Consider the following 24,599-nt stretch of genomic DNA (forward strand, 5'->3'; position numbering starts at 1 on the left):
CTTCATAAATCATTTGTTCTTCGCCCCTCGGGTGTTCGATGAAACACCCGAAAGGTTGCGCCTTTTAAACCGGCTCAATTTTAAACCGAAAAAGGTGATCCTGCGATTTGCAGCCCAAGGCTCAACGGGATTGCGGCACAAACACATCCCCGCGCGCCAGCAGCCGCGCAGTCCGCACGACCCCGGCAGAGTGGAAGGACACATCTTTCCCCTCACGCGCAAAATCGACCACGACATCAAAGGTCCCGCTTGGATGTTCAATGCCAATCGTCAACGGTCCCGCATCGGCATCCGCGCCTTGCGCTAACCCGTCGGCCACTGTCCCCGGAACAATGGTGCAGGCAGCAAGACATTGCGCACCTGTTACCGCCATCGATGGATGACAGGACCACGGCATGAAATACCGGGCCGAAATTGTTCCGCCATGACGCGGCTTGGCCAATAGCGTCAGTTTCGGCGTCACCGAACTGGCCACGTCACCCAGCCCCATCAGTTGACCCGCCTTGAGGCGGATCGGTTCGATACGGTCAAAAAACGCAGTGTTTGCATCCAGCTCGTCACGTGTTTCATAGCCGGTCAAGCCAAAGTCCTCGGCGCGCGCGATCATGATGGGCATAGCCACGTCCATGCAGGTCACAGCAATGCCGTCGATCATGTCAATGACCTGCCCCGTCGGCAGCAGCGCACCTGTCACAGACCCGACAGTTTCCATGAAACCAAGCGATATCGGGGCAGCCGTCCCGGGCACACCAGCAATGGCGACATCCCCGGCATAGTTCACCTTGCCCGCGGGTGTCTGTATCCGCGCCGCGACGATCGCACCGGTATTCACCGCGTGAATGCGGACCAGTGTTTCACCATCCTGCGCGGCCACTATCCCCATTTCGATGGCGGCTGGCCCGACGCCGACCAGAATATTACCGCAAGTCGGACGGTAGTCGACCTCGCGCTTCTCGACGGCGACTTGCGCGAAAAAGTAATCGACATCGCAGTCATCGCGCTGCGATGGCGACAACATCGCGACTTTGGTGGTCACAGCGTTGCCGCCACCAATACCGTCAATATTCAGCGGATGCCCGGCACCGACCGCAGCCATCAGAACTTCGGACAACGCGCTCTGATCCTCGGGAAGATCCGCACGCTTGAAATAAGGCCCTCGAGAAGTGCCACCTCGGAGAAAAAGATAAGGAATTGCAGTTTGTGTCATGTTGCTCTCGTCAGATAAGGGGCCATGGAAGGTCGGTGTAGGATTGCAGCATTCCCGGCGGAAGATCGCGGCCAAGCACCCAGGCAAGCCCGACAATAATGCCAAGCCCGATCGCAGCACCCAGCAAGGTGCGCCACCAGTTAAAGCGGCCCTGTTTGCGAAAGAAGGCCACCAGGAACACAGTCAGCGCCAGAAACAAGCCAACTGCAAATGTCATCACGACAAGAAACAAGAACCAGCTCAGCGTTGCCCAAAGACCGTGGGGTGCCTGCCCTTCATCCCCCGCTTCAAGGTCGATGAACACTTCATCAGTGGCAGACGTGCGCAGCATCCGCAGACACAGCAGCAGCGAACAGCCCAGTGTGACCAGTCCGATTGTCAGCGGAAAGATGCGATCCTGCAGGCGCGACACAGTCGACGCGTCATAAGTTGATATCGCAAGATAGGCGGTAACCAGCCCCAGAAAAATGGCTGGTGCCATCTTGCCGGCTGTCGGCGCCTCAATATTCTCGCGAATATTGCGCGACGCCTTTATGCCCACGACAATGGACACGATTGTGATCACCAGCAGTGACACGGTGATGGGTGAAATCAGATAGTCCATCCCGATCTCAAACGACCGGCGGAACCGGGCGCCCGCGACCTGATAAACCTGATTAACAAAAATCTCGGTTTGCGTGCTTAACACAAAGCCGATCAGAAAGGCCGGACGCGAGAAATCGAACCGGCGCAGGAAAACACCGATGATGCCAATGCCGACCAGCGCTGCCAGATCAAGCGCCGATTGCCGTGACTGGAACGCCGCGAAGGCGATGATCATGAACAGGTAAGGCGCGATAATCGTGAAACGGATAGTGGTGATCTTGGCGATGTGCCGCGACAACAGAATGCACAGCGCTGCGCCCAACACGTTGGCTAGCGCAAGCGACCAGATAATTGTATAGGTCACATCCAGATTGTTGCGGATCATCTGCGGGCCGGGGGTCATGTTCAGCATGGCCAGGCCGCCCAGAAAGATCGCCATCGACCCAGAACCGGGGATACCGAAAATCAAGGTCGGGACAAGTCCCCCACCCTCTTTGGCGTTGTTAGAGCTTTCGGGCGCGATCACACCGCGGATATCGCCCTGACCGAACTTGGACCGGTCCTTGGCCGTCTGCACGGCCGAACCATAGGCCAGCCAGTCAACGACAGATCCGCCAAGACCGGGGATCACGCCGACCAACACGCCGATAATTGCACAGCGGAATGACAGCCATTTATGTTCCCACCAATCGCGCAGACCCTGAACCCAGCCATCACCAAGCGACGCCTTGTCCGATATGGCGCGGTCGCGCCGTAAAAGCGACACGATCTCAGGGATGGCATAGATGCCAAGTCCGACGATCACCAATTGGAACCCGTCGATCAGATAAGGTGTGTCAAAGGTGGACATGCGCAGGCTGCCACCTGACGGGGCCGACCCAATGGTGCCCAGCATGATCCCGAGCCCTGCCGCGACAACGCCCTTCAGCGGGATACGCCCCGACAAGATCGCGACCATCGACAGGCCAAGCACGGTGATCATCAGCATTTCAGGCAGACCAAAGGACAAAATCAACGGTCTTGCGATCAGGATGAAAAATGTCAGGATAACTGCCCCAAAAACACCCCCGAACAGCGACGACACGAATGCAGCAGACAATGCGCGTGCCGCGTGTCCCTGTTTTGACAGTGGAAATCCGTCCAGCACTGTGGCCTGACTGGCAGACGATCCCGGAATACCCATCAGGACGGATGAAAATGTGTCCGACGTCGGGATGACAGCAATCATGCCGACCATCAGCGCCAAACCTGAAACCGGGTCGATCCCGTATAAAAACGGCAGAATCAGCGCCAGACCGGCGATGCCACCAAGTCCTGGCAATACACCGACAGAAAGCCCGAGCAGGACACCCGCGGTGAGGTACATCAACTGCGCTGGCTGAAAAATGAGCGAAAGGGCCTCAAGCAATTGAGGCATAGCAAAAGCAAGCGTTTCCATAATGGTCTCCGATCAGCGGCTGGGGAAACATGCCCCGCCCGGCACATTCGGGCGGGGGCGCTGTAGGTTGTCGGAGTTAATTCATCGAGATGCCGTAAGATTCCATCAACCAGTCCAATACATATTGCTTGGACTCGTCAGAAATTGTCGTCGCCTGTTCTGTCGCAGTGACGGCAGCAGTGCCGGTAAGCTGCTCGTAGACGCCAAGAACTTCGGCCGCTTCTTCCATGAAACCGGGCGCAGAAATGATCTCGTTCAGCGCGGTGGTATACATGTCGACAACCTCCTGAGACGCCGAAGAGGGCAGGAAAATGGTCTTCTGGTTTGCAAAGCCTGCAATCAGGAAAGACCTGTATGCGTCCCACGCGACACCTTCGGTTTCACATCCGTCGGTCGCCTCGCAAACCTCTCCGAAATGTGGAAGATCAGGGAACGTCGGATCGCGGACGATATCGCCATCAGCGTTCAAAGCACCCCATGTGAAAATCGGAACGGCCAGACCATCCTCGACCAAAGGTAATACGTTCGCGATGTAAGCGGACGATGTTTGATAGTCGATATTGGCCTCGCCACGTTCGAACATCAACCGGCCACCACCGCGACCATCAACCCCGAAAACCGGATCGACCTGCAGGCCCAGCATCCTGAAGGCCAGCAGCGGCACAAGGTCAAGCGTCGTGGCACCTTGGCTGCCATAGAGATAGAATTCATCCTGCAAGTCATTCATGCTACCGTCGTAGCGCGCACCAAGATCAGCAGGCAGGACAACGACACCGCCTGTTGCCGAAGCAAGAATAGGTTGCCAGTCATTGTATTCGTAACGAACCAAAGGATCACCCAGAAGATAGGGGAATTTGGTTGAACCGGAATCACCGAAAATGGTCAGGCCATCGCCGCGGGCTTGCTGGCCCTGAAACCAGTTGGCCCCTTCGGTCGAACCCGCACCGGGCCGATACCGGACCACGACAGTTGGGTTGCCGGGCAAGGCTGCCGACAGACGCGGGGCAAAAAAGTTTGCCCATTGGCCCGAACCGCCAGATTCCGAAAATGGAATCGTAAAGTCGACTGTCTTACCCTCAAGTGTCTGCGCGTGCAGTCCGCCCGAGGCTGTCATTAACGCGACCAAAGCCGCGGCTTTCACCATATGTTTTGTCATGATTTCTCCTCCCAGTAGTCAATTTGCGGCAATGTGCCACACAACAGCAGCGCCTAGACCCCACCGTTTTCAAATGATGACCAAGACAGGCTCATAATACAAATGCATATAAATAAAACTTGGATGAAATTTATTCATCCATACCTTTAAGCGGACGCCGCAGCCCGACGAACGCCGCAAACAACGGTGCGCCCAAAATGACAAGGGTCAGTCGTGTCAGATGATGGATCACGACAAACCCGAGATCGGCACCGGCGACAATTGCCAGCACCGTCATCTCTGCCTGACCACCCGGCGCGAAAGCCAGGAATGCTTCAACGGGCGACGCGAGGCCGAGTACCACGACAATCTCTGTCACCAGAACGGCCAGGATCGCAAGTATGATGACAAACACCGTGCCAGATAGAACCACCTTGCGCAATTCGGCGAATGTCACACCGACATAACCGACACCGATCATCAGACCGATGAAAAATTGCGCGGCTAATATCGCCTCGCGGGGGGGGCGATGCTCGATTACTCCGGCAAGTGACAGTGCCGCGGTCAAGATCGTCGGGCCAAGTATCGCCGCACCGAAAAGACCGACCCTTTCGGCCAGCTTCCAGCCGGCGATCGCCGCGAACGCCATGATCAGCAGCTGCATCGCCGGAATGTCTGACGCGGGCGCGCCAATCGGTTCAGACAAAGGCCGCCCAAAGAAATAGATCAGCACAATCGGTGCAATCGTGACAATGATCAGGACCCGCGTTGCATGAACCAACGACAACGCTCGCGGATCGCCGCCCGCCTCTTTGCCCAGCAAAACCATGTCCTGCAATCCGCCCGGCATCGCCGAAAAATAGGCCGTGGGCAGATCAAAACCACAAACCTTACGGAAATACGGCACGCCCACCAGCCCGATGACCGCGATGTAAAGCGGGACGAAGGCAACTGAACCCAGCATCTGCGGCACCTGCTGCAATACCGCAGGCGATATCGAAGCACCCACCGCAACCCCCAGCACCGTGCGTCCAATATCCGACACGGGGCCAACGCCTTTCAGCGACGCACCCGACAAAGCAGCTACAAGACAAGCGAACATCGGGCCGAACAGCATCGGCAATGGCACACCCATAAACCAGAACAGCACAGCACCCCCAGCGGCTAGCACCAGCGTCTTTGCACGCAGCAGGGCAGGTCTGCCCGAAGGAGGGGTGGCATCTTGACTCATTTGTATCCGACCGTATACACGTGGATGCATGACGCAAGATAAAAACGCCATACCCGCGAGCGCAGACAGTGGTCAGCACCTTTTGCAAAGCGAAACTGCCTATGAACGCATCCGTGCCGAAATTCGCGCGGGCCGTCTTTTGCCGGGGACCCGTTTGACGGAAACAGAACTCGCGGAGCGCTTGCAAACCAGCCGCACGCCCGTCCGCGAAGCGATCAGGCGCCTCGAATCCGAGGGAATGATAGACCATCAGCCACGCACCGGCGCGGTCGTTCGAATCCTCGAATATTCTGAAATCATGGAACTTTACGAAATGCGGACAGTGCTGGAAGGCACTGCTGCGCGTCTTGCGGCGCGCGCGGCATCCGCTGTTGAACTGGACGAACTGGCAGCGATCAACGACGACATGCGTGGCGCGCTGACAGACACGTCCCGGCTGATCGGGTTGAACCGGCAGTTTCATCTGCGGCTGCTCGACGCGGCGCGCAACCGGTTCTTACTGCGCGCGATGGCCTCGGTTGAGAATGCGTTGCTGCTGCTTGGGCCATCGGCACTGGAATCACCTGACCGGGCGCGCATCGCGGTGCAAGAACATCAAACCGTGCTGGATGCGCTTATCCAGCGCGACGGCACTGGTGCAGAAGCAGAGATGCGCACTCACATGGAACACGCACAGCGCACGCGGCTGCGCATGCTGCGACAGGCAACTACGCAATCGGGAGGACAAAATGACTGAAAAGGACCAGATCGAAAGCCGCATCTGGGACGTGGTCATCGTGGGTGGCGGCAATGCCGGGCTTTGTGCCGCATTGGAAGCCGCCGAAACGGGGGCATCGGTTTTGGTTCTTGAAGCCGCACCCGAGCGATACCGTGGCGGCAATTCACGGCATACGCGGAACTTTCGCTGCATGCATTACGGCCCGCTGGGTCCGCTCGTCGATACCTATGATGAAGAAGAATTCTGGCAAGATCTTCTGCGCGTCACCAAAGGCGAAACCGACGAAAATCTTGCGCGCCACGCGATCCGCTCGTCCGAGGAATGCCTGCCCTGGATGCAGGAACACGGTGTGCGCTTTCAGAAATCCCTGTCCGGTACATTGTCGCTGGACCGCACGAATGCGTTTTTCCTGGGTGGTGGCAAGGCGTTGATGAATGCATACTATCTGACCGCCGCCGATCTTGGCGTGACCGTCGTCTACGAAGCAAAAGTATCCCACATCGCTTTTGACGGTGACCGGGCAACCCATCTTGATGCCGAGATCAATGGTGAGCCTGTCACCATCCGTGGGCGGGCATTCGTGCTCGCATCAGGTGGCTTTCAGTCGGATATCGACTGGCTTGCACGCGCATGGGGCGAAGCTGCACGCAATTTCCTGATCCGCGGCACGCCCTTCAATCGCGGCGTGGTACTCAAGGATATGCTTGATCAAGGCGCGCTTTCCGTGGGCGATCCGACACAATGCCACGCCGTGGCGATTGACGGGCGCGCCCCAAAATTCGACGGCGGCATCGTCACGCGACTGGACTGCGTTCCATTTTCGGTCGTGGTCAACAAGGACGGCCAACGGTTCTATGACGAGGGCGAGGATGTCTGGCCAAAACGCTATGCTATCTGGGGTCGGCTTGTGGCCGCCCAGCCCGATCAAGTCGCATATTCGATCATCGATTCTCGGTCCATCGATCTGTTTATGCCATCGGTCTATCCACCGGAATCCGCAGAAACGATCCCCGGCCTTGCACAGAAAATGGGACTCAACGCCGATGCTTTGCAAGCCACTATTAATGATTTCAACGCGGCTTGCCGCGACGGGCCATTCCAGCCGCAGAAACTGGACGGATTGGCCACAGACGGGCTGACGCCGCCCAAAACCAACTGGGCACGCCCGATATCAGAACCGCCCTATTACGCATATGAACTACGCCCTGGCGTTACCTTTACGTATCTGGGGCTGAAAGTTGATCTGGGCGCCCGTGCGACGGGCCCCACAGGTCTTTACCCCAATGTCTGGAGCGCAGGTGAAATGATGGCAGGTTCAATCCTCGGCCAAGGCTATCTTGCCGGATTTGGCATGACGATAGGAACAGTTTTCGGACGTATCGCAGGAAAAGAGGCCGCAGCCCATGTCGCTTGATGTTACCCTTCAAACTGACCCCGGTGCCATTTCGACCGATCCGGTCATGGAAGCCCGCCGTCAGATAGAAATCTGCAATGCCTGCCGCTATTGCGAAGGCTATTGTGCCGTCTTTCCCGCGATCACCCGCGAAAAGGTTTTTGCCGATGGCGATATCACCCAGCTCGCCAACCTGTGCCATAACTGCCGGGGCTGCTATTACGCTTGCCAATATACGGCTCCACATGAATTCGCGCTGAATCTGCCGCGTGCACTGGCCGCAACCCGCACGGATAGCTGGGAACGGCTTGCATGGCCCGCGGGATTGGCGCGGACATTCCAGTCGCATGGGTCAGCACTCGCCGTTGCGCTGATCGTCGGTGCCGCGCTGATCTTTATCGCCATCGCGGCCTTGCCCGGCGGCGGCGAAGGGTTTTACGCCTATCTGGGGCATAACATCATGGTGGCGATCTTTGCCCCCGCCTTTCTGCTACCATTGTTCGCCATTGCCATCAGCTTGCGGCGATACTGGATCGAGGTTGGTGGATCACGTCCCCTTCTTTCCGATTTTCGGTCTGCCGTGGTTGCGGCCGGCCAAATGAAAAATCTCTCCGGCGGGCAGGATCAGGGCTGCAATTTCGAAGATGGCGCGCGGTATACGAATGCACGGCGATACGCACATCATGCGGTCATGTATGGGTTTTTGCTGTGTTTTGCGTCAACAAGCTCTGCCACGATCCTCCATTACGTCTTTGACCAACCCGCACCTTATGGTTTCTTTTCAATTCCAAAGCTGCTGGGTATTCCGGGTGGCCTTCTCTTGGTCGTCGGCTGTGTTGCGATGTTGTTACTGCGCAGCAAAGCCGACCCGGACCTTGGCACACCTGGTCACCAATCTGGCGAGGTCGCGTTCATCTGGCTTTTGGGCTTCGTCGCTTTTTCCGGGCTGGCGTTATATGCCGCGACTGGCACCGGCGCACTTGGGCTGATGCTGGCACTGCATCTGGGCGCGGTGCTGACGTTCTTTCTGTTGATGCCATATTCAAAGATGGCGCATGGGTTCTACCGTTTTGCTGCTCTTGTGCGCGAGGCACAGGATAAACGTCAGCGCGAAATCAGCTAAGGACAAGGCATAAAATCATGACATCCAGCAACATACACAATGCTTTGGCATTCATCGGCTTCGGTGAAGCCGCCACCGCCTTTCTGTCCGGCTGGGATAAAAGCCAGCTAATGACGGTCTGCGCCTTTGATATCAAAAGCAACCACCCGGACAGTGCGGCGGCAATACAAGACAGGATGACGGCGCACGGCGTCACTGGCGCCGCGACAGCACGTCAGGCCGTCGGCGGGGCGCAAAAGGTATTCAGCGTTGTCACGGCAGATCAAGCCCTTGTCGCGGCCGAGGCTGCGGCCCCGGGCATCGCACAGGGCGTTTTGTGGTTCGACTGTAATTCCTGTTCACCCGGCACAAAAAGGGCCGCATCCGATGTGATCCAGAAAGCGGGCGGGCGTTATGTCGATGTTGCCGTTATGGCACCTGTCTATCCAAAACAGCATCACGTCCCTTTGCTGATATCCGGCCCTCATGCCCACGCAGCAGAGCAGGCCTTGCTCGCGCTGGACATGAAGCCACAGATTGTCGGCGATCGGATCGGTCAGGCCTCCTCTATCAAAATGCTGCGGTCGGTGATGATCAAAGGGATGGAAGCGTTGACTGCCGAATGTTTTCTTGCTGCGCGTCAGGCCGGTGTAGAAGACGCGGTCATCGGTTCGCTGGAAGCATCAGACCCCGATATTCAATGGCGCAAACGCGGCAGCTATAATCTGGAACGCATGATGGTCCACGGGGCCCGCCGTGCCGCCGAGATGGAAGAAGTCGCCCTGACAGTGCAGGAACTGGGCCTGGGCGGTCGCATGTCTGCCGCCGCGGCCCAGTGGCAAGCCTTGGTTGCCGCCATCGCCGCTGATCCGGGTAAAGATGATCTTTACGCGCGGGCAGATGTGATTTTATCGCGGCTTATAACGGACCATCCACCAGGCAGATAATCCGGTCCAGACGCCGGACTGGTTTGGTCAGCAAATGATCCTCGAAGAAGCTCCTGCCTTCGTAGTATTTCTGGGCCGTTTACTTCGTTCCCGTAACAGAACCGTCCTGATCTGTTTTCGAGCAGCACACGAGGCAAGCTGCTGGACTGCATGCATTTCAAATTGACGGCTTATGTCGGCACGCTGTCAAAATACAGGACGGCTTTGTGCTCAGGACTTCGGTAACGGGTCTTTCCCGGTCAAGTCATTTTGCACAAAAAGACTGATCCCGCCGAAGCGGGGAAAAAGAATTTTTGACGTCCGTGCCTGATCTTCACTCCGCTCGGTAAGTAGGTCCTTTGGGGACATGCTTCGGTCCGTGATCAGCGCTTGGCTGCCGACATGATGCTGGCGCTGTAATTCCGATATGCCCATCTCATAAGCGTCCTTGACGCATGTCAGCGACAGGCCAGACCACGACATCATCGGACCCACGTCCCTGCTCCGGGTGTGAGAGTCTGCCTCTTGCGCGGGGATGGCTTCACGCTCGCGTTGGAAGTCAACAACACAGAGGTTTTGCGAAATTCGTACAAGTGTTCGAAAATATAGACACATAGAATAATTTTCTGTACAAGCGTATGTAGGTGCTCGAATCAGGGAGGGTTCACGGTGGGGAAATCGGACCGAAATCTGGGAACGGCAGAGGCAATTCTGCAAGCGGCTGAGAGGCTTTTCGCTCAACGTGGCTTTGGCGCGGTGTCGCTGCGTGAAATAGCGCGGGAAGCTGCAGTTTCCGTCTCTAGTATCGGCTACCACTTTACCGACCGCATCGGCCTGCTGGCTGCGATCTATGCCCGCCATACCGAACCGATGAACGCACGACGGCGAGAGCTGCTGGGCGAGGCGCTCCGCACGGATGATTTGTCGGCCCGTCTTACAGCCATTTTGCGCGCCTATTTGCTGCCTGCTTTCACGTCCTCAGCCACGACGGGCGATGGTGCCCGGTTCACCCGTTTGCGGGCGGTCATGTCTGCAGAAGGCGATCTCGAAGCGCGTCGCATCATCGCTGAATCCTTCGACGACACGACCCGCGCGTTTCTTGACGCCATCGCAGGCTGTCTCCCGGGCGCTGACCGCGAGGATATCGTTTGGCGCAGCCAGTTCCTGCTTGGCGCATTGTATTACACGCTGATCAACCCCGAGCGGATTGACCGGCTTTCGGACGGACACGCCAGCGGCGCCGACCACGGCGCGGCCATTGATGCCCTCGTTAGCGCGACCCACGCCAGCCTTATTGCGCTGACACCGCCGCGCGAAGCCTGAACCGACAACAGATCACTAACTAAACCAAGGGAGGAACGACACTTGACTATCAAACTCATCCTGGCCGCCGCCGCTGTGACAACCGGCCTTGCTGCCCCGACCCTCGCGCAGGAGCGCGTTTCCATCGGCACCGGAGGCACCGGCGGCCTGTTCTACGTCATCGGAGCCGGCATCGCCGATGTCATCAACAAGCATCTGGACGGCACCACAGCCCGTGCGGAAGTGACCGGTGCGTCAGTCGAGAACATCCGACGGGTTGCAGCCGATCAGATGACCTTCGGCTTTTCATCGGCCTCGACGCTGTTCGAAGCGGCCGAGGGCATTGGCCCATTTGCGGACGGCGCGCAGCCCGTCGCTGGAATGGCGTACCTCTATCCCGCGGTTCTGCAGGTCGCGACCACCGCAGGCACAGGCATCACGTCCTTTGAGGGTCTGGACGGCAAGCGTATCAACCTCGGCCCACCGGGATCTAACGCCGCCGTTCTGGGCCAGCGTCTGCTGGAAGCTTACGGTGTCTTCGATGCCAGCAAGGTCGAGTTTCTGTCCTACACCGAAGGTGTGGCGGCCCTGACCAATGGCACGGTCGACGCGACGGTCGTGCTGGCCGGCGCACCGACAGCGGCGCTGATCGATCTCGATGCGCAGGACGACATGGTGCTTTTGTCGCTGGACGAAACCGCGATTGCGGGAATGTTCGAAGAATACCCTTTCTATCAGCCTTACAGCATCCCGGCCGGCACCTATCCCGACCAGACCGAGGCCGTGTTTGTCGTCAACGATCCGGCGACGCTTTTCGTGAATGCAAACGCTGATCCGGCACAGGTCGAGGCGCTGACCGCCACGATCTTCGACAATCTGGAAGAGCTGAGCCAGGTTCATCCGCAGGCCGCCGCGATAAACGCCGCTGACGCGCCCAACACGCCGATCCCGCTGCACGAAGGCGCGCAAGCCTACTTCGATGCGCAGTCTTCTAACTAGAACGGATCAGAACATGGCCCGCAGTCTGGAAAATATGTGGCTTGTCCGTGACGCCAACCGTGGGCAGAGGGAGACGGTAATCGTCTCCCTTCTCTACGCGGGTCTTGCCGTGCTTGTGACCGCGCTGGTCATCTATGGCGCGTATTTTGGCCTGATCACGGCGCTGATACTGCGGGCAGTATTCTTTTCGATGGTCGCCTGCGCCGGGCTTCTGGCGCTGGGTCTGCGGGCACAGCGGAACTGGGTACGGTTCATGTGCTATGCGCTGGCCATTGTCGCCCTGGTGCCGGGATTTCATATCGAACAAAGTTATGTCGACATCGTCATGCGCGGTGCGATGGCGACGTCGCCTGATCTGCCGATCTTTATCGGCCTGATGGCCGTCGTCTTCGTGCTTGTGCGGATGTCCTTGGGTTTGCCTTTGGTAATCCTGATGACGATCGCCCTTATATATGCCTGGTTCGGCTATATGATACCCGGCCAGTACGGCCACGGCGGCTATGACCTGCGGCGGCTGACCTCGACGTTGATGCTCTCGACCGAGGGGGTATTCGGGGTGCCGATGGGCGTTGCCGTCGAATACATCTTTCTTTTCTCGCTGTTGGGCGGTCTTTTGATGAAGATTGGCACCGGCGAGGTCTTTGTCGATATCGCCCGTGGCCTGACCGGCCGCATGGTGGGTGGGCCCGGCCTTTCGGCGGCTCTGTCATCGACGATGCTGGGCACGATCAATGGCTCGGCGGTGGCCAACGTGGTGACCACCGGCACCTTTACGATCCCACTGATGAAAAGGTCCGGCTATTCCGCCAATACGGCCGGTGCCATTGAGGCGGCGGCGTCTTCCGCCGGACAAATTTTGCCACCGGTCATGGGCGCGGCTGCCTTTCTGATGGCCGAAATCATCGGGGTGCCCTATGGGACGATCGCCCTTGCAGCGTTGATACCGGGGCTGCTTTACGTACTGGCCCTGATGGTCTCGGTCCGGCTCGAAGCCGGGCGTCTGGGGCTGAAGCCTGACATGGATGCCGGGCTGGCACTTTTGTGGCGCACACTTGCCACGCGCGGCTATCTGCTGTTGCCGCTGATCGGGCTGATTGGCTTTCTGATCAGTGGCGACTCGCCCACCCGCGCGGCCGTCAAATGTCTGATCATTGGCCTGCTGATTTCACCTTGGCGCAAGGACACGCGGATCGGTCTGGTCGGACTGGTTCTCGTTTGCCGTGATACGCTGCTTGCAACCATGCCGATTGTCGCGGCGGTCGCGGCGGCCGGCGCCGTGATCGGGGTGCTGAACCTGACCGGGCTGGGCCTGATGCTGTCGGGTCTGATTGTCGAACTTGGCGGATCGAGCATGATCGCGATCCTGCTTTTGACAGCAGCGGTGTCGTTCGTGTTGGGGATGGGGCTGCCCACCTCAGCGGCTTACCTGCTGCTGGCGGTGCTGGTTGCCCCTGCCTTGACCCGGCTTGGGTTGGAACCGATCGTGTCGCACATGTTCATCTTCTATTATGGCCTTGTGTCAGCCATCACACCACCAGTCGCGCTGGCCGCCTATGCCGCCGCGTCGATCTCTGGCGGCGACCCCAATGCCACCGCGTTCGAGGCTGTCCGTCTGGGTTTCGTGAAACTGTTCATTCCGTTCCTGTTCGTGACGATGCCGGGCCTGGTGATGGTGGGTTCGGGGCTGGATGTCACGCTGTCGGCAATCCTAGCGGTCATCGGCGTTTCTGGCCTCACCGTTGCCTTTGCCGGCTGGTTCGTCAGGCCGCTGGCAGGGCTCGAACGACTTGGCCTCATCGTGGCGTCACTTCTGGTTCTCTGGCCAAGCGCCGTCACGGCAATCGACCCCGTCACATTGGCGGCCCGCCTGATCGGCTTAGCTGGACTGGTGGCATTGACCCTCCGTTTCTGGGCGACGCCACCTCTCACCGGCCTATCTGCCACGCAAAAGGACTAATCATGGCAAACGAAAATCTGCCTTTTCACCCGTCCCCGTCGATCCCGGCGCTGAACTTGCCTACCGGTGCCTGCGATGCGCATTGTCACGTCTTTGGCCCGGCTGCGGATTTTCCCTTCGCGCCACAGCGGACCTACACGCCCGTTGATGCGCCGTGGTCCACACTTGTGGACCTGCACGAAAAGCTGGGCCTTGATCGCACGGTTCTTGTGCAGGCCAGTTGCCACGGCACTGACAACGCAGCCATGCTTGATGCCATCGCGCGGTCAAACGGCACCTGTCGGGGGGTCGGCATGGTGGCGCGCGACGTATCTGACGCCGAACTTCAGCGCCTGCACGATGGCGGTGTCCGCGGTATCCGATTCAACTTCGTTACCCACCTGGGACAGGACGCCGATACCGATGCGGTGCGGGAACTTGCAGCCCGCATCGCCCCCTTGGGCTGGCACGCAGTCGTGCATTTTGAGGCGGACCGCCTCGAAGTCCTCGCACCCCTTCTTAAAACCCTGCCGGTCCCCTTGGTGATCGACCACATGGGCCGCCCGGATGCATCACGAGGTGTCGATCAGGCACCGTTCAAGATGCTGCTGGATCTGATGGAAGATGACCGGTTCTGGGTCAAGGTCAGCGGGGCGGAGCGGATCACCAAGTCTGGCCCCCCCTACGCCGACGCAGTCCCCTTTGCCCGCACCCTTGTCACCCGGTTTGAGGATCGCGTGCTTTGGGGCACCGACTGGCCCCATCCCAATATTAAGAAGAACATGCCCGACGACGGTGCCTTGGTGGATCTGTTGACGCAGATCGCACCGACCGAAGAGTTGCTGAAAAAGCTTCTCGTCACCAACCCGTCCCGCCTTTACTGGCCCGAAACGATTTAGAGAAACAGGAGACATCACAATGTCGGAAAGAACCGCGCTCGTCATTTCCGCCCATGCGGCTGACTTCGTTTGGCGCTGTGGTGGGGCCATTGCCCTGCACCAGCAACAGGGCGTCAACGTTACGGTACTATGCCTGTCCTACGGGGAACGCGGCGAAAGCGCCAAGCTGTGGAAGCAAGAGGGCATGACCCTGCAAAAGGTCAAGGATGCCCGCCACGCTGAGGCAGAAGCGGCGGCCAAGGCCCTGGGGGTTCACGATCTGGTCACACTGGACATGGGGGATTACCCGCTGGATTTCAGCCGAGAAAACAAGGCGCGTATCGTCGATGTGATCCGCGATGTTCAGCCGTCTTTCATGCTGAGCCACAGCCAATATGACCCCTACAACACCGACCACATGAACACGACAAACGCCGTTCTGGAATGCCGCATGATCGCACAAGCCTGGGGCCACAATCCGGGGCAGAAGGTGTTGGGCGCGCCCCAGCTTTACTTGTTTGAACCGCATCAGAGCGAACAGATGGGATGGAAACCGGACACCTTCCTCGACATTACTTCAGTCTGGGATCGCAAACGCGCAGCAATCGAATGCATGCAGGGGCAGGAGCACCTATGGGAGTACTACACCCGCACAGCCCAGCAACGTGCCAACCATTTCAAACGCAACTCCGGCGGCCAATCCGGCGGACGTGACTGCAAATACGCCGAAGGTTTCCAGAGCATTTTTCCGCGCACCGTGGACAGCCTGTAATTGCCCGTTTCGGCCATGGAGAGGCCTTTAATGAAGGCTTACTTATTTACCCGCGTCTACGGTCTGACGCTGTCGACGCAGCCTGAGGCCCATAGATCATCGACGAATTTCACACCCTCGGCACTACGCCGATTATAGGAGACTGACATGGCAAAGGTCGTGCAAAATATCATCCGCGCCGACGCGGAAATCATTGCTGCATTGGGGCAGGCCGGGGCGGCGACGGTCCACGAGGCGCAGGGGCGCAGCGGCTGTATGTCGTCCAGCCTGCGCCCGATCTACACCGGTGCACAGATCGCTGGTTCCGCCGTCACGATCAGCGCGCCCCCGGGGGACAACTGGATGATCCATGTTGCTATCGAACAGTTACGCGACGGCGATATCCTTGTCCTCGCGCCGACCTCACCCTGCGACATGGGATATTTTGGCGATCTTCTGGCGACCTCAGCGCAGGCGCGGGGATGTCGCGGGCTGGTGATCGACGCAGGCGTGCGCGATGTGCGCGACCTCACGCAGATGGGTTTTCCGGTCTGGTCGCGCGCGATCAGCGTCGCCGGCACGGTCAAGGAAACCATCGGGTCCGTCAACGTGCCTATCGTCTGCGGCGGGCAGGCGATCGCAGCAGGTGATGTGATCGTGGCCGATGATGACGGCGTCGTCGTCGTGAAACGCGCAGATGCCGCTGCGGTCAACGAGAAGGCGCAGGCTCGGTTGGCGTTAGAAGACGCCAAGCGCAAGCGGCTAGCGGATGGCGAACTTGGCCTCGATATATATGACATGCGGTCGCGGCTGGCAGAAAAGGGCCTGAAGTATGTCTGAGTCAAGCGGCATCCCTTGCATGTGGATGCGCGGCGGCACGTCCAAGGGCGCATACTTTCTGGCCAGCGACCTGCCGTATGATATCGCCGCACGGGACGACCTGTTGCTGCGGATCATGGGGTCCCCCGATGCAACACAGATCGACGGCATCGGCGGGGCGGACCCATTAACCTCCAAGGTGGCGATCCTGTCACCGTCGCGCCGGGACGACGCGGACGTCGATTACCTGTTCCTGCAGGTCTTTGTCGATCAACCGCTCGTCAGCGATGCACAGGCCTGCGGCAATATACTGGCAGGCGTCGGACCCTTCGCAATCGAACGGGGGCTGGTCGAGACACAGCATGAAGAAACGCAGGTCCGCATCCACATGCTGAACACAGGTGAGGTGGCGACCGCCGTCATTCAAACGCCACGGGGCCGGGTCTGTTATGACGGTGCTGCGCGGATCGACGGTGTGCCGGGTTGCCACGCGGCAGTGCCGCTGATGTTCGAAAACACTGCCGGGTCAATGTGCGGCGCACTGCTGCCGACAGGCAACGCCGTGGACATGATCGACGGCATCGCCTGCACCTTGATCGACAATGGCATGCCCTGCGTCGTCATGGCCGCCCGCGATCTGGGTATCACGGGCGACGAGGATCGCGCCACGCTTGATGCGGACACAGCCCTGAAGTCCCGGTTGGAAGCAATCCGCCTGCAAGCCGGGCCGCTGATGAACCTGGGCGACGTGACCGATAAAAGCGTGCCCAAGATGACGCTGGTGTCGGCGTCTGCCACCGCCACGATCAACACCCGGTCGTTTATTCCGCATCGCTGTCATGCAACAATCGGGGTCTTTGCCGCGGTCAGCGTAGCGACCGCCTGCGCCCTGCCCGGATCGCCCGCCGCCGATCTGGCACATCTTCCGGACGGGGACACCTTTGTCATTGCGCACCCGACCGGCGCGGCAGAGGTCGTGCTGGAACGCGATGCCGCAGGTCAGGTGCAGCGTGCAGGCACCCTGCGGACGACGCGAAAATTGTTCGATGGCTACGTGTTCCCAAGAACATAATCATGCGCTGGCGGAGATAAACGGGCGACGTTCCTCAATGCAGCCGATGGCACCGTCGCCGATTGGTAAACGGTTCCGGTCCTATCGAACGCAAGGGAACCGAAGGCAAAGCCATACGCGACCAGAACCTTGACCGAACGCACCGACTTAAGCGCAATCCAGGGTCACCTGGCCGTGCTCTGCCGCGCTTTGAGTTCATACCCCACATTCACGACAGCTGGGTCTGGTCGTGCCCCCTGTGAGGTGGCAATGACCATCTCGACAGCGCGACGCCCCATCTCATAACGAAGTGTACGGATCGTGGAAATGGTCGGTGCGCTGGCGGCGGCATAGTCGAGATCATTATATCCCATGATGCCAAAATCCTGCGGCACCCGAATGCGGCGGCGTTGACATTCGAACAACGCGCCCAAAGCCATGTCATCATTGTTGAAAAAGACCGCGTCGGCATCAGGAGCCCTCTCCAGAAAATCGACGAACATCTCGCTTCCGCGCATCACTGAAGACGGCTGGGGCGAAGTCAGGATCAGCGTCTCGTCATATAGGCCCTCGGCTTGAAGAATGTCGCTATAGCCATCCAGGCGTCTTTGCGCACGTGGGTCCATGCGCGCGCCAATGAAACCAATACGCCGGTAGCCCTTGGCAAGCAGATGCCGCACAGCGGCGCGTCCACCCTCGCGATGGTCAAAACCGATCATCATGTCGATGGGGTCGGGTCCGATATCCATGATCTGAACGACCGGACATGTGAAACTATTCAGCAAGCCGCGCGCCGTCTCGGAATGGTCGATGCCGGACACAATCAGCCCCATGGGGCGCTGCGCTGCAAACACGCGCAGCAGCTCTTCTTCTTTGCGATTGGTATAGCGGGTATTGCCGAGTTGAACCTGATTTGGCGTGTTTTCAACCGCGTCATAGATCCCGCGCATCACTTCTGCAAATACGAGGTTTGTCACCGAAGGAATCAGCACACCAATCGTTGACGTTGTTGAGGAAGCCAACGCTCGCGCGGCCAGATTGGGCCTGTAGCCCAGGGTGCTGACAGCCTGCTCTACCCGCAATCGCACCTTTTCCGACACAATGTCGGGGGTTCGCAGGGCGCGTGATGCAGTGATAACGCTAACATCGGCAGTAGCAGCGACATCTTTTAACGTAACAGCCTTATATTTATCGTATTTTGCTGACATAAAGTCTCTCGGAACACACGAACAGCCAAAAGCTATCGTTGACAATGATATACGCTATCATTTAAGTATTGTCTATAATAACGCTCGGCGCGTCACGAAATTCGCCGCTATGCTGACAGAGTTCGCAGCGCCAACGACGATGGCGCGCCTTTGGGAGGAGGCCTGAACATGTCCAATCTGCAAGCTTTTGCATGGGCGGGGTGATCCGCTCATGAACCGCGCCATGAATCTCATCGTCGGGCTCGTTGAGTTCGTCCTTGCTGCCCTTTTGTTCGGCATGGTTGTCATGGTCGCGACCAATGTCGTGCTGCGGTATGGGTTCAACAGCGGACTGAACTACTCCGAAGAGATGAGCCGCTATTTCTTCGTCTGGCTGACCTTCGTGGGTGCTGTGCTGGCCTTCAAGGATCATGGTCACATCGGTGTCGAAACCGTTGTGCGGCTCTTGGGTCGTCGGGGCAGACTGGTTTGCATGGTGATCACAAACCTCATCATTCTGATGACGGCGGTGGTGTTTTTCCACGGCACCTATGTGCAGCACCCGATCAACGCGTCAATGACTGCAGCGGTCGTCGGCATGTCGATGATCTGGGTCTACGGCATTGGCTATTTCACGTCTCTGGGCATCGGAATTATCGCGGTTTTCCGCATTTTCGAGATCGTCACCGGTCGCGTCGCGGATAGCGAAATCGCCCGTTTCGTGGGCGAGTATGAAGACGAAAAAGCCGGAGATCGCGCTGTATGATTATCCTCGTCTTTTTGGGCTCGCTCTTTATCGGTCTGGCAGTCGGGCTGCCGGTCGCCTTCGCGCTACTGACCACGGGCATCGTGCTGATGTCCTATATGGGCATCTTCGACACCCAGATCATCGCGCAGCAGATGATCACTGGCGCCAACTCCTTTACGCTTCTGGCGATCCCGTTCTTTCTTCTCGCGGGCGAGCTCATGAATGCGGGCGGGCTGTCGCGCCGGATTGTCCATTTCGCCGTCACCTGCGTCGGCCATATCCGGGGCGGGCTGGGATTTGTTGCAGTGATGGCAGCGGTCATCATGGCCTCGATGTCCGGCTCGGCGGCCGCAGATTCCGCAGCGCTCGCGGCGATCCTCGTGCCGATGATGCGCGATGCGGGTTATAACGTGCCACGCGCTGCCGGTCTTATGGCCGCTGGCGGTATCGTCGCCCCGGTTATTCCGCCCTCGCTCGCCTATATCATCTTCGGTGTTGCCGCGAACGTCTCGATCACCGGCCTGTTTCTGGGTGGAATCGTTCCGGGTCTGATGATGGCGATTTCTCTCGCGATCATGTGGGGCTTCGTCACACGTAGCGAAAAGGTCGCGACGCTGCCCCGGAGATCGGGCAAGGAACGCATGAAAGCTGGCGGCGCCGCAATCTGGGCGCTTTTCATGCCGGTCATTATCCTGTCCGGTATCCGGTTCGGGCTTTTCACCCCAACAGAGGCCGCAGTGGTTGCGGCCGTCTATGCGCTTTTCGTCGGCGGCGTCATCTACCGCGAACTCACATGGTCCAAGCTGTACCGCGTCTTCGTCACGGCAGCAAAGACCACCGCCATCGTAATGTTCCTCGTGGCAGCGGCGCTTGTCACCTCATGGCTGATCACCTCGGCCAATATTCCGAACCAGTTGATCGGCCTCGTGCAGCCCTTCATCGACCGGCCAAAGCTGCTTATGCTCTGCATTGTGATCCTGCTGCTGATCGTTGGCATGGTTCTTGATCTCGCGCCGACCATCCTGATCTTCGCGCCGGTTCTTATGCCGATGATCCGCGCTGCCGAGATCGATCCAGTCTATTTCGGCATCATGTTCGTGATGTCGGCCTGCATCTCTCTGATCACCCCGCCTGTTGGCGTTGTTCTCAATGTCGTCAGCGGTGTCTCGCGGGTGCCTATGGGCAAGGTCATACGCGGAGTCCTGCCGTTCATCCTGTCCCAAGTCATTGTTCTGGTGCTGCTTGTGCTGTTCCCCGAAATCGTCATCACGCCGCTGAACTGGCTGCGTTGATACGGTACCACCCTTGAAAACCCAATATGGGAGGAGTTTTCTATGAAGACCTATATCACAACCTCAACGGCTGCCATTCTTGCACTGAGCGTGGCGATACCAGCCAATGCCGAAATTTCCGAGCGGACCATCCGCATTGCCAACGGCATCGCCGAGGATCACCCCGTTGGGGATGGCGTGGCAGCGATGACCGAATGCATCAACGAGGCGACGGACAATGCATGGACAATCAATGCGTTCTGGAGTTCGGCACTGGGTGACGATCTGCAATCGGCGCAGTCGCTGCGTTCGGGAACACTTGAAATGGTCGTGTCCTCGACGTCGCCGCTGGTCGCCATCGAACCGGCTCTCGGTGTGTTCGATCTGCCCTTCCTCATCTCGGACGAGGCCGAGGCGGATGCCCTGCTCGACGGCGAATTCGGTCAGTATATGGCCGATATGATGCCCGAGCATAATCTCATCAATCTGGCCTATTGGGAGAACGGTTTCCGCAACCTGTCGAATTCACTGCGCCCGGTGGCGAGCCTGGAGGATTTCACCGGGATGCGGGTGCGCGTCATGCAGAACAACATCTTCCTCGACACGTTCCAGACACTTGGCGCCAACGCCACGCCGATGGCCTTCGGAGAAGTGTTCACGGCATTGGAAACCGGTGCCATCGACGCACAGGAAAATCCCTATGTGACAATCGACACGTCGCGTTTTTATGAAGTACAGGATTACGTCTCTAACACACGTCACGCCTATACGCCGTTCATGGTTCTGTTCTCGAAGCCGATCTTCGACCGGTATTCCGAGCAAGAGCAGCAGATTCTGCTCGACTGCGCGATTGTCGGGCGCGACGTCCAGCGCGATGCCAGCCGTTCGCTTTCGGATGAATCGCTGCAGCGGATCATGGAGGCCGGTCTCGAAGTCAACGATATCTCGGAAGATGCCATGGCCCAGATCCGCGAAGCCGTTGCGGGTGTCTATGACCGCAGTGCGGATTCAATAGGTGCCGATGTGATCGAACGCGTGATGACTGAACTCGCCGAAATTCGCGGTCAGTAAGCTTTCTGTCCGACGACGAAGGGCGGGGGCGGGCCCGGCCGTTTTGCTGACGCTGTCAGGACTGCCGCATGCAGATTACAGCCGCCAAGACATTGCGGCGCGGCCAATGGAAGGTGAATTGTGATCCGTAGCGCTTTCTCCACCATGTCACCCACCCGCATGGGTGTGCTCGTGATGCTGCTCGCCATGTTCCTCTTTTCGCTGAATGACGCGATGGGAAAATGGCTGGTCGCGACCTATTCCGTCGGTCAGGTATTGCTGCTGCGGTCGGCTGTCGCGCTGGTGATCCTGCTGCCATTTCTCTGGAAGGCCGGCGTGAAACCGATCCTCTCGGCAGAACGCCCTTTGCTACAGTTCGTCCGCGTCGTGTTTTCCACTGCCGAAGTCTTCTGTTTTTACTGGGCGGTCTATTATCTGCCTCTGGCCGATGTCATGACCTATTGGCTGGCCGCACCAATCTATGTCGCAGCGCTGTCGCCGTTTTTGCTGAAAGAGAAGGTCGGCCCCGTGCGGTGGGCCGCCATAGGGCTCGGGTTCATCGGTGTGCTTATCGCGCTGACCCCGTCGGGCGAAGTGGAACCCGTCGCCATTGTCTTTGCCGTCATCGGCACGCTGGCCTTTGCGCTCATGGTTGTCACCGGGCGCACCCTGCGCGGCACGCCTGACATGACGCTTGTGTTCTTCCAGATTGCGGGCGCACTTGTCGCGGGACTGATTTTCGCCCCCTTCGGCTGGGTCAATCCAACCATGCCCGACTTCATGCTGCTCGGCGCTCTGGGTGTCGTGGCTATGTTCGCCCATATCTGCGTCAACCGCGCGGTAAAGCTCGCCGATGCCGCCACCGTCGCCCCGTTGCAGTATACGCTGCTGCCCTGGGCGATTATTCTCGGTTATCTGTTCTTCAACGAACTGCCGGGTCTGCTGACGCTGGTTGGGGCCGCCTTCATTCTCACGTCGAGCTTTATCATCTACCTTCGCGAACAGCGGACCAACCGTGGCGCTGTTCCGGCGGCATCAACATCTGAAACTGGAGAAACCCTATGAAAAAGCTGCGCTCGCGTGCATGGTTCGACAATCCCGAAAACCCGGACATGACCGCGCTCTATCTGGAGCGCTACATGAACTACGGGATCACACGCGAAGAACTCCAGTCAGGCAAGCCGATCATCGGTATCGCGCAAACCGGGTCCGATCTTTCCCCCTGCAATCGTCACCACATCATTCTGGCTGAACGCGTCCGCGAAGGTATCCGCGAGGCAGGCGGCATCGCTTTCGAATTTCCGGTTCACCCGATTCAGGAAACGGGGAAACGTCCCACTGCAGGCCTTGACCGCAACCTTGCCTATCTCGGGTTGGTGGAGGTGCTTTACGGCTATCCCCTTGATGGCGTGGTTTTGACAATCGGTTGCGACAAGACGACGCCGGCCATGCTCATGGGTGCAGCAACCGTCGATATCCCGGCGATTGCCCTGTCAGTCGGTCCGATGCTCAATGGCTGGTTCAAGGGGCAGCGCACCGGTTCGGGCACGATCATCTGGAAAGCCCGCGAAATGATGGCTGCCGGTGAGATCGGCTATGAAGAGTTCATCGAACTCGTCGCGTCCTCCGCACCGTCTGTGGGCTATTGCAACACGATGGGCACGGCGACAACAATGAACTCACTCGCAGAGGCGCTCGGCATGCAGCTTCCGGGGTCTGCCGCCATTCCTGCCCCGCACAAGGACCGCGCGGCCATCGCGTGGCGCACGGGCAAACGCATCGTCGACATGGTGCATGAAGACCTCAAACCCTCCGATATTCTGACGCGCGAGAATTTCCTCAACGCCATCGTCGTCAATTCCGCCATCGGTGGCTCGACCAATGCGCCCGTCCACATCAACGCCATCGCCCGCCATACCGGCATCGATCTTCAGATCGAGGATTGGCAGACGCATGGTCACCACGTCCCGCTTCTGGTCAATCTTCAACCCGCGGGGGAATATCTGGGCGAGGATTACCACCGCGCCGGTGGCGTGCCTGCCGTTGTGAACGAACTGATGAAGAAAGGGTTGATTTACGAGGATGCCCCGACAGCGAATGGCCAGACCATCGGCGAAAACTGCCGCGCGACCCCCACTCTCGACCCGGATGTCATCAGACCTTTCGAGACGCCTCTGACCACCGATGCCGGTTTCATCGTCCTTTCAGGCAATCTGTTCGACAATGCCATCATGAAAACCTCGGTCATCTCGCCCGAGTTTCGTGATCGCTACCTGTCCAATCCCGACGATCCCAACGCATTCGAGGGTAAGGCCGTGGTCTTCGACGGCCCCGAGGATTATCACAAAAGGATCGACGATCCGGCGCTCGCCATCGACGAATTCACCCTGCTTTTCATGCGGGGTGCCGGGCCAATCGGGTATCCGGGTGCTGCCGAAGTCGTCAATATGCGTCCGCCCGATTATCTCATCAAACGTGGCATCCATGCGCTGCCCTGCATCGGCGACGGACGCCAGTCAGGCACGTCAGGCTCTCCCTCGATACTGAACGCCTCGCCCGAAGCTGCTGCTGGCGGCGGGCTGGCCTTGATCCGGACAGGTGATCGCGTGCGCATCGATCTGAACACCGGCAGCGCCGACATGTTGATTGATGACGCTGAGCTCCGCCAGCGTCGCACCGAACTTGAGGCGCAGGGCGGCTACCCTTATCCGGCCCACCAGACCCCTTGGCAGGAAATCCAGCGCGGGCTGGTCGATCAGCTTGGCAGCGGTGCAGTTCTGAAGCCCGCCGTCGCGTACCAGCGCATCGCGACATCAAAAGGGGTGCCGCGCGACAATCATTGAGCAACCAAATCGCAGCCCTTTATCGGCGC

General features: G+C 58.8%; 21 protein-coding genes. 16 read left to right on the forward strand and 5 right to left on the reverse strand.

Features of this window, described 5'->3' with window-relative positions:
• Positions 1–121: 121 nt before the first annotated feature.
• From ACK4TM_RS03425 to ACK4TM_RS03440, 4 genes are all read right to left on the reverse strand, one after another.
• The gene (locus ACK4TM_RS03425; RefSeq protein WP_409696746.1) at positions 122–1,207 is read right to left on the reverse strand and encodes a 4-oxalomesaconate tautomerase; all 1,086 of its coding nucleotides are present in this window, start codon (positions 1,205–1,207) and stop codon (positions 122–124) included.
• Positions 1,208–1,217: 10 nt separating this feature from the next.
• On the reverse strand, positions 1,218–3,158 hold the full coding sequence (locus ACK4TM_RS03430) for a tripartite tricarboxylate transporter permease (protein WP_409696749.1): 1,941 nt from the start codon (positions 3,156–3,158) through the stop codon (positions 1,218–1,220).
• Between the two features lie 148 nt (positions 3,159–3,306).
• Positions 3,307–4,386: a tricarboxylate transporter gene (locus ACK4TM_RS03435; RefSeq protein WP_409696752.1), complete on the reverse strand. Its 1,080-nt coding sequence runs from the start codon at positions 4,384–4,386 to the stop codon at positions 3,307–3,309.
• A 130-nt stretch (positions 4,387–4,516) separates the two neighbouring features.
• The gene (locus tag ACK4TM_RS03440; RefSeq protein ID WP_409696754.1) at positions 4,517–5,596 is read right to left on the reverse strand and encodes an AbrB family transcriptional regulator; all 1,080 of its coding nucleotides are present in this window, start codon (positions 5,594–5,596) and stop codon (positions 4,517–4,519) included.
• A 28-nt stretch (positions 5,597–5,624) separates the two neighbouring features.
• On the opposite strand from ACK4TM_RS03440, the gene ACK4TM_RS03445 reads away from it, so the two are divergent.
• The 11 genes from ACK4TM_RS03445 (at position 5,625) to ACK4TM_RS03495 (ending at position 17,492) form a co-directional block, all read left to right on the forward strand.
• The gene (locus ACK4TM_RS03445) at positions 5,625–6,332 is read left to right on the forward strand and encodes a GntR family transcriptional regulator (RefSeq protein WP_409696757.1); all 708 of its coding nucleotides are present in this window, start codon (positions 5,625–5,627) and stop codon (positions 6,330–6,332) included.
• Positions 6,325–7,728, forward strand: a complete 1,404-nt coding sequence (gene tcuA / locus ACK4TM_RS03450) for an FAD-dependent tricarballylate dehydrogenase TcuA (RefSeq protein WP_409696760.1) — start codon at positions 6,325–6,327, stop codon at positions 7,726–7,728. Before ACK4TM_RS03445 ends, tcuA begins: the two co-directional genes overlap by 8 nt.
• Positions 7,718–8,830: a tricarballylate utilization 4Fe-4S protein TcuB gene (gene tcuB / locus ACK4TM_RS03455; RefSeq protein WP_409696763.1), complete on the forward strand. Its 1,113-nt coding sequence runs from the start codon at positions 7,718–7,720 to the stop codon at positions 8,828–8,830. The genes tcuA and tcuB overlap by 11 nt, the downstream gene beginning before the upstream one ends.
• 17 nt (positions 8,831–8,847) lie before the next feature.
• Positions 8,848–9,756, forward strand: a complete 909-nt coding sequence (locus tag ACK4TM_RS03460) for a DUF1932 domain-containing protein (protein WP_409696766.1) — start codon at positions 8,848–8,850, stop codon at positions 9,754–9,756.
• Positions 9,757–10,404: 648 nt separating this feature from the next.
• Positions 10,405–11,058, forward strand: coding sequence for a TetR/AcrR family transcriptional regulator (locus ACK4TM_RS03465; protein ID WP_409696769.1), 654 nt, complete (start codon positions 10,405–10,407; stop codon positions 11,056–11,058).
• 42 nt (positions 11,059–11,100) lie between these two features.
• Complete coding sequence (locus ACK4TM_RS03470) at positions 11,101–12,036, forward strand: TAXI family TRAP transporter solute-binding subunit (protein WP_409696772.1); 936 nt, start codon at positions 11,101–11,103, stop codon at positions 12,034–12,036.
• A gap of 13 nt (positions 12,037–12,049) precedes the next feature.
• Entirely contained in the window at positions 12,050–13,993 is a 1,944-nt protein-coding gene (locus ACK4TM_RS03475) for a TRAP transporter permease (protein WP_409696775.1), read from the forward strand.
• Between the two features lie 2 nt (positions 13,994–13,995).
• Positions 13,996–14,871, forward strand: a complete 876-nt coding sequence (locus tag ACK4TM_RS03480; RefSeq protein ID WP_409696778.1) for an amidohydrolase family protein — start codon at positions 13,996–13,998, stop codon at positions 14,869–14,871.
• A 19-nt stretch (positions 14,872–14,890) separates the two neighbouring features.
• The gene (locus ACK4TM_RS03485) at positions 14,891–15,622 is read left to right on the forward strand and encodes a PIG-L deacetylase family protein (RefSeq protein WP_409696781.1); all 732 of its coding nucleotides are present in this window, start codon (positions 14,891–14,893) and stop codon (positions 15,620–15,622) included.
• Positions 15,623–15,769: 147 nt separating this feature from the next.
• Positions 15,770–16,441, forward strand: a complete 672-nt coding sequence (locus tag ACK4TM_RS03490) for a 4-carboxy-4-hydroxy-2-oxoadipate aldolase/oxaloacetate decarboxylase (RefSeq protein WP_409696784.1) — start codon at positions 15,770–15,772, stop codon at positions 16,439–16,441.
• Positions 16,434–17,492: a 4-oxalomesaconate tautomerase gene (locus tag ACK4TM_RS03495; protein WP_409696787.1), complete on the forward strand. Its 1,059-nt coding sequence runs from the start codon at positions 16,434–16,436 to the stop codon at positions 17,490–17,492. The genes ACK4TM_RS03490 and ACK4TM_RS03495 overlap by 8 nt, the downstream gene beginning before the upstream one ends.
• Before the next feature lie 164 nt (positions 17,493–17,656).
• Here ACK4TM_RS03495 and ACK4TM_RS03500 read toward each other — a convergent pair whose 3' ends face one another.
• Positions 17,657–18,679, reverse strand: coding sequence for a LacI family DNA-binding transcriptional regulator (locus ACK4TM_RS03500; RefSeq protein ID WP_409696790.1), 1,023 nt, complete (start codon positions 18,677–18,679; stop codon positions 17,657–17,659).
• Between the two features lie 223 nt (positions 18,680–18,902).
• Here ACK4TM_RS03500 and ACK4TM_RS03505 point away from each other — a divergent pair, with 223 nt between their 5' ends.
• The 5 genes from ACK4TM_RS03505 (at position 18,903) to ACK4TM_RS03525 (ending at position 24,570) form a co-directional block, all read left to right on the forward strand.
• Positions 18,903–19,424, forward strand: coding sequence for a TRAP transporter small permease (locus tag ACK4TM_RS03505; protein ID WP_409696793.1), 522 nt, complete (start codon positions 18,903–18,905; stop codon positions 19,422–19,424).
• The gene (locus ACK4TM_RS03510; protein WP_409696796.1) at positions 19,421–20,698 is read left to right on the forward strand and encodes a TRAP transporter large permease subunit; all 1,278 of its coding nucleotides are present in this window, start codon (positions 19,421–19,423) and stop codon (positions 20,696–20,698) included. Before ACK4TM_RS03505 ends, ACK4TM_RS03510 begins: the two co-directional genes overlap by 4 nt.
• 42 nt (positions 20,699–20,740) lie before the next feature.
• Entirely contained in the window at positions 20,741–21,748 is a 1,008-nt protein-coding gene (locus ACK4TM_RS03515; protein WP_409696799.1) for a DctP family TRAP transporter solute-binding subunit, read from the forward strand.
• A gap of 144 nt (positions 21,749–21,892) precedes the next feature.
• A complete protein-coding gene (locus ACK4TM_RS03520; RefSeq protein ID WP_409696802.1) occupies positions 21,893–22,792 on the forward strand; it encodes a DMT family transporter in 900 nt (299 codons plus the stop codon).
• Positions 22,789–24,570 (forward strand): IlvD/Edd family dehydratase, encoded by a 1,782-nt coding sequence (locus ACK4TM_RS03525; protein ID WP_409696805.1) that lies wholly within the window; start codon positions 22,789–22,791, stop codon positions 24,568–24,570. The genes ACK4TM_RS03520 and ACK4TM_RS03525 overlap by 4 nt, the downstream gene beginning before the upstream one ends.
• The last annotated feature ends 29 nt before the right edge of the window (positions 24,571–24,599 follow it).

The organism is Yoonia sp. (assembly GCF_046292185.1).
Classification (GTDB): Bacteria; Pseudomonadota; Alphaproteobacteria; order Rhodobacterales; family Rhodobacteraceae; genus Yoonia.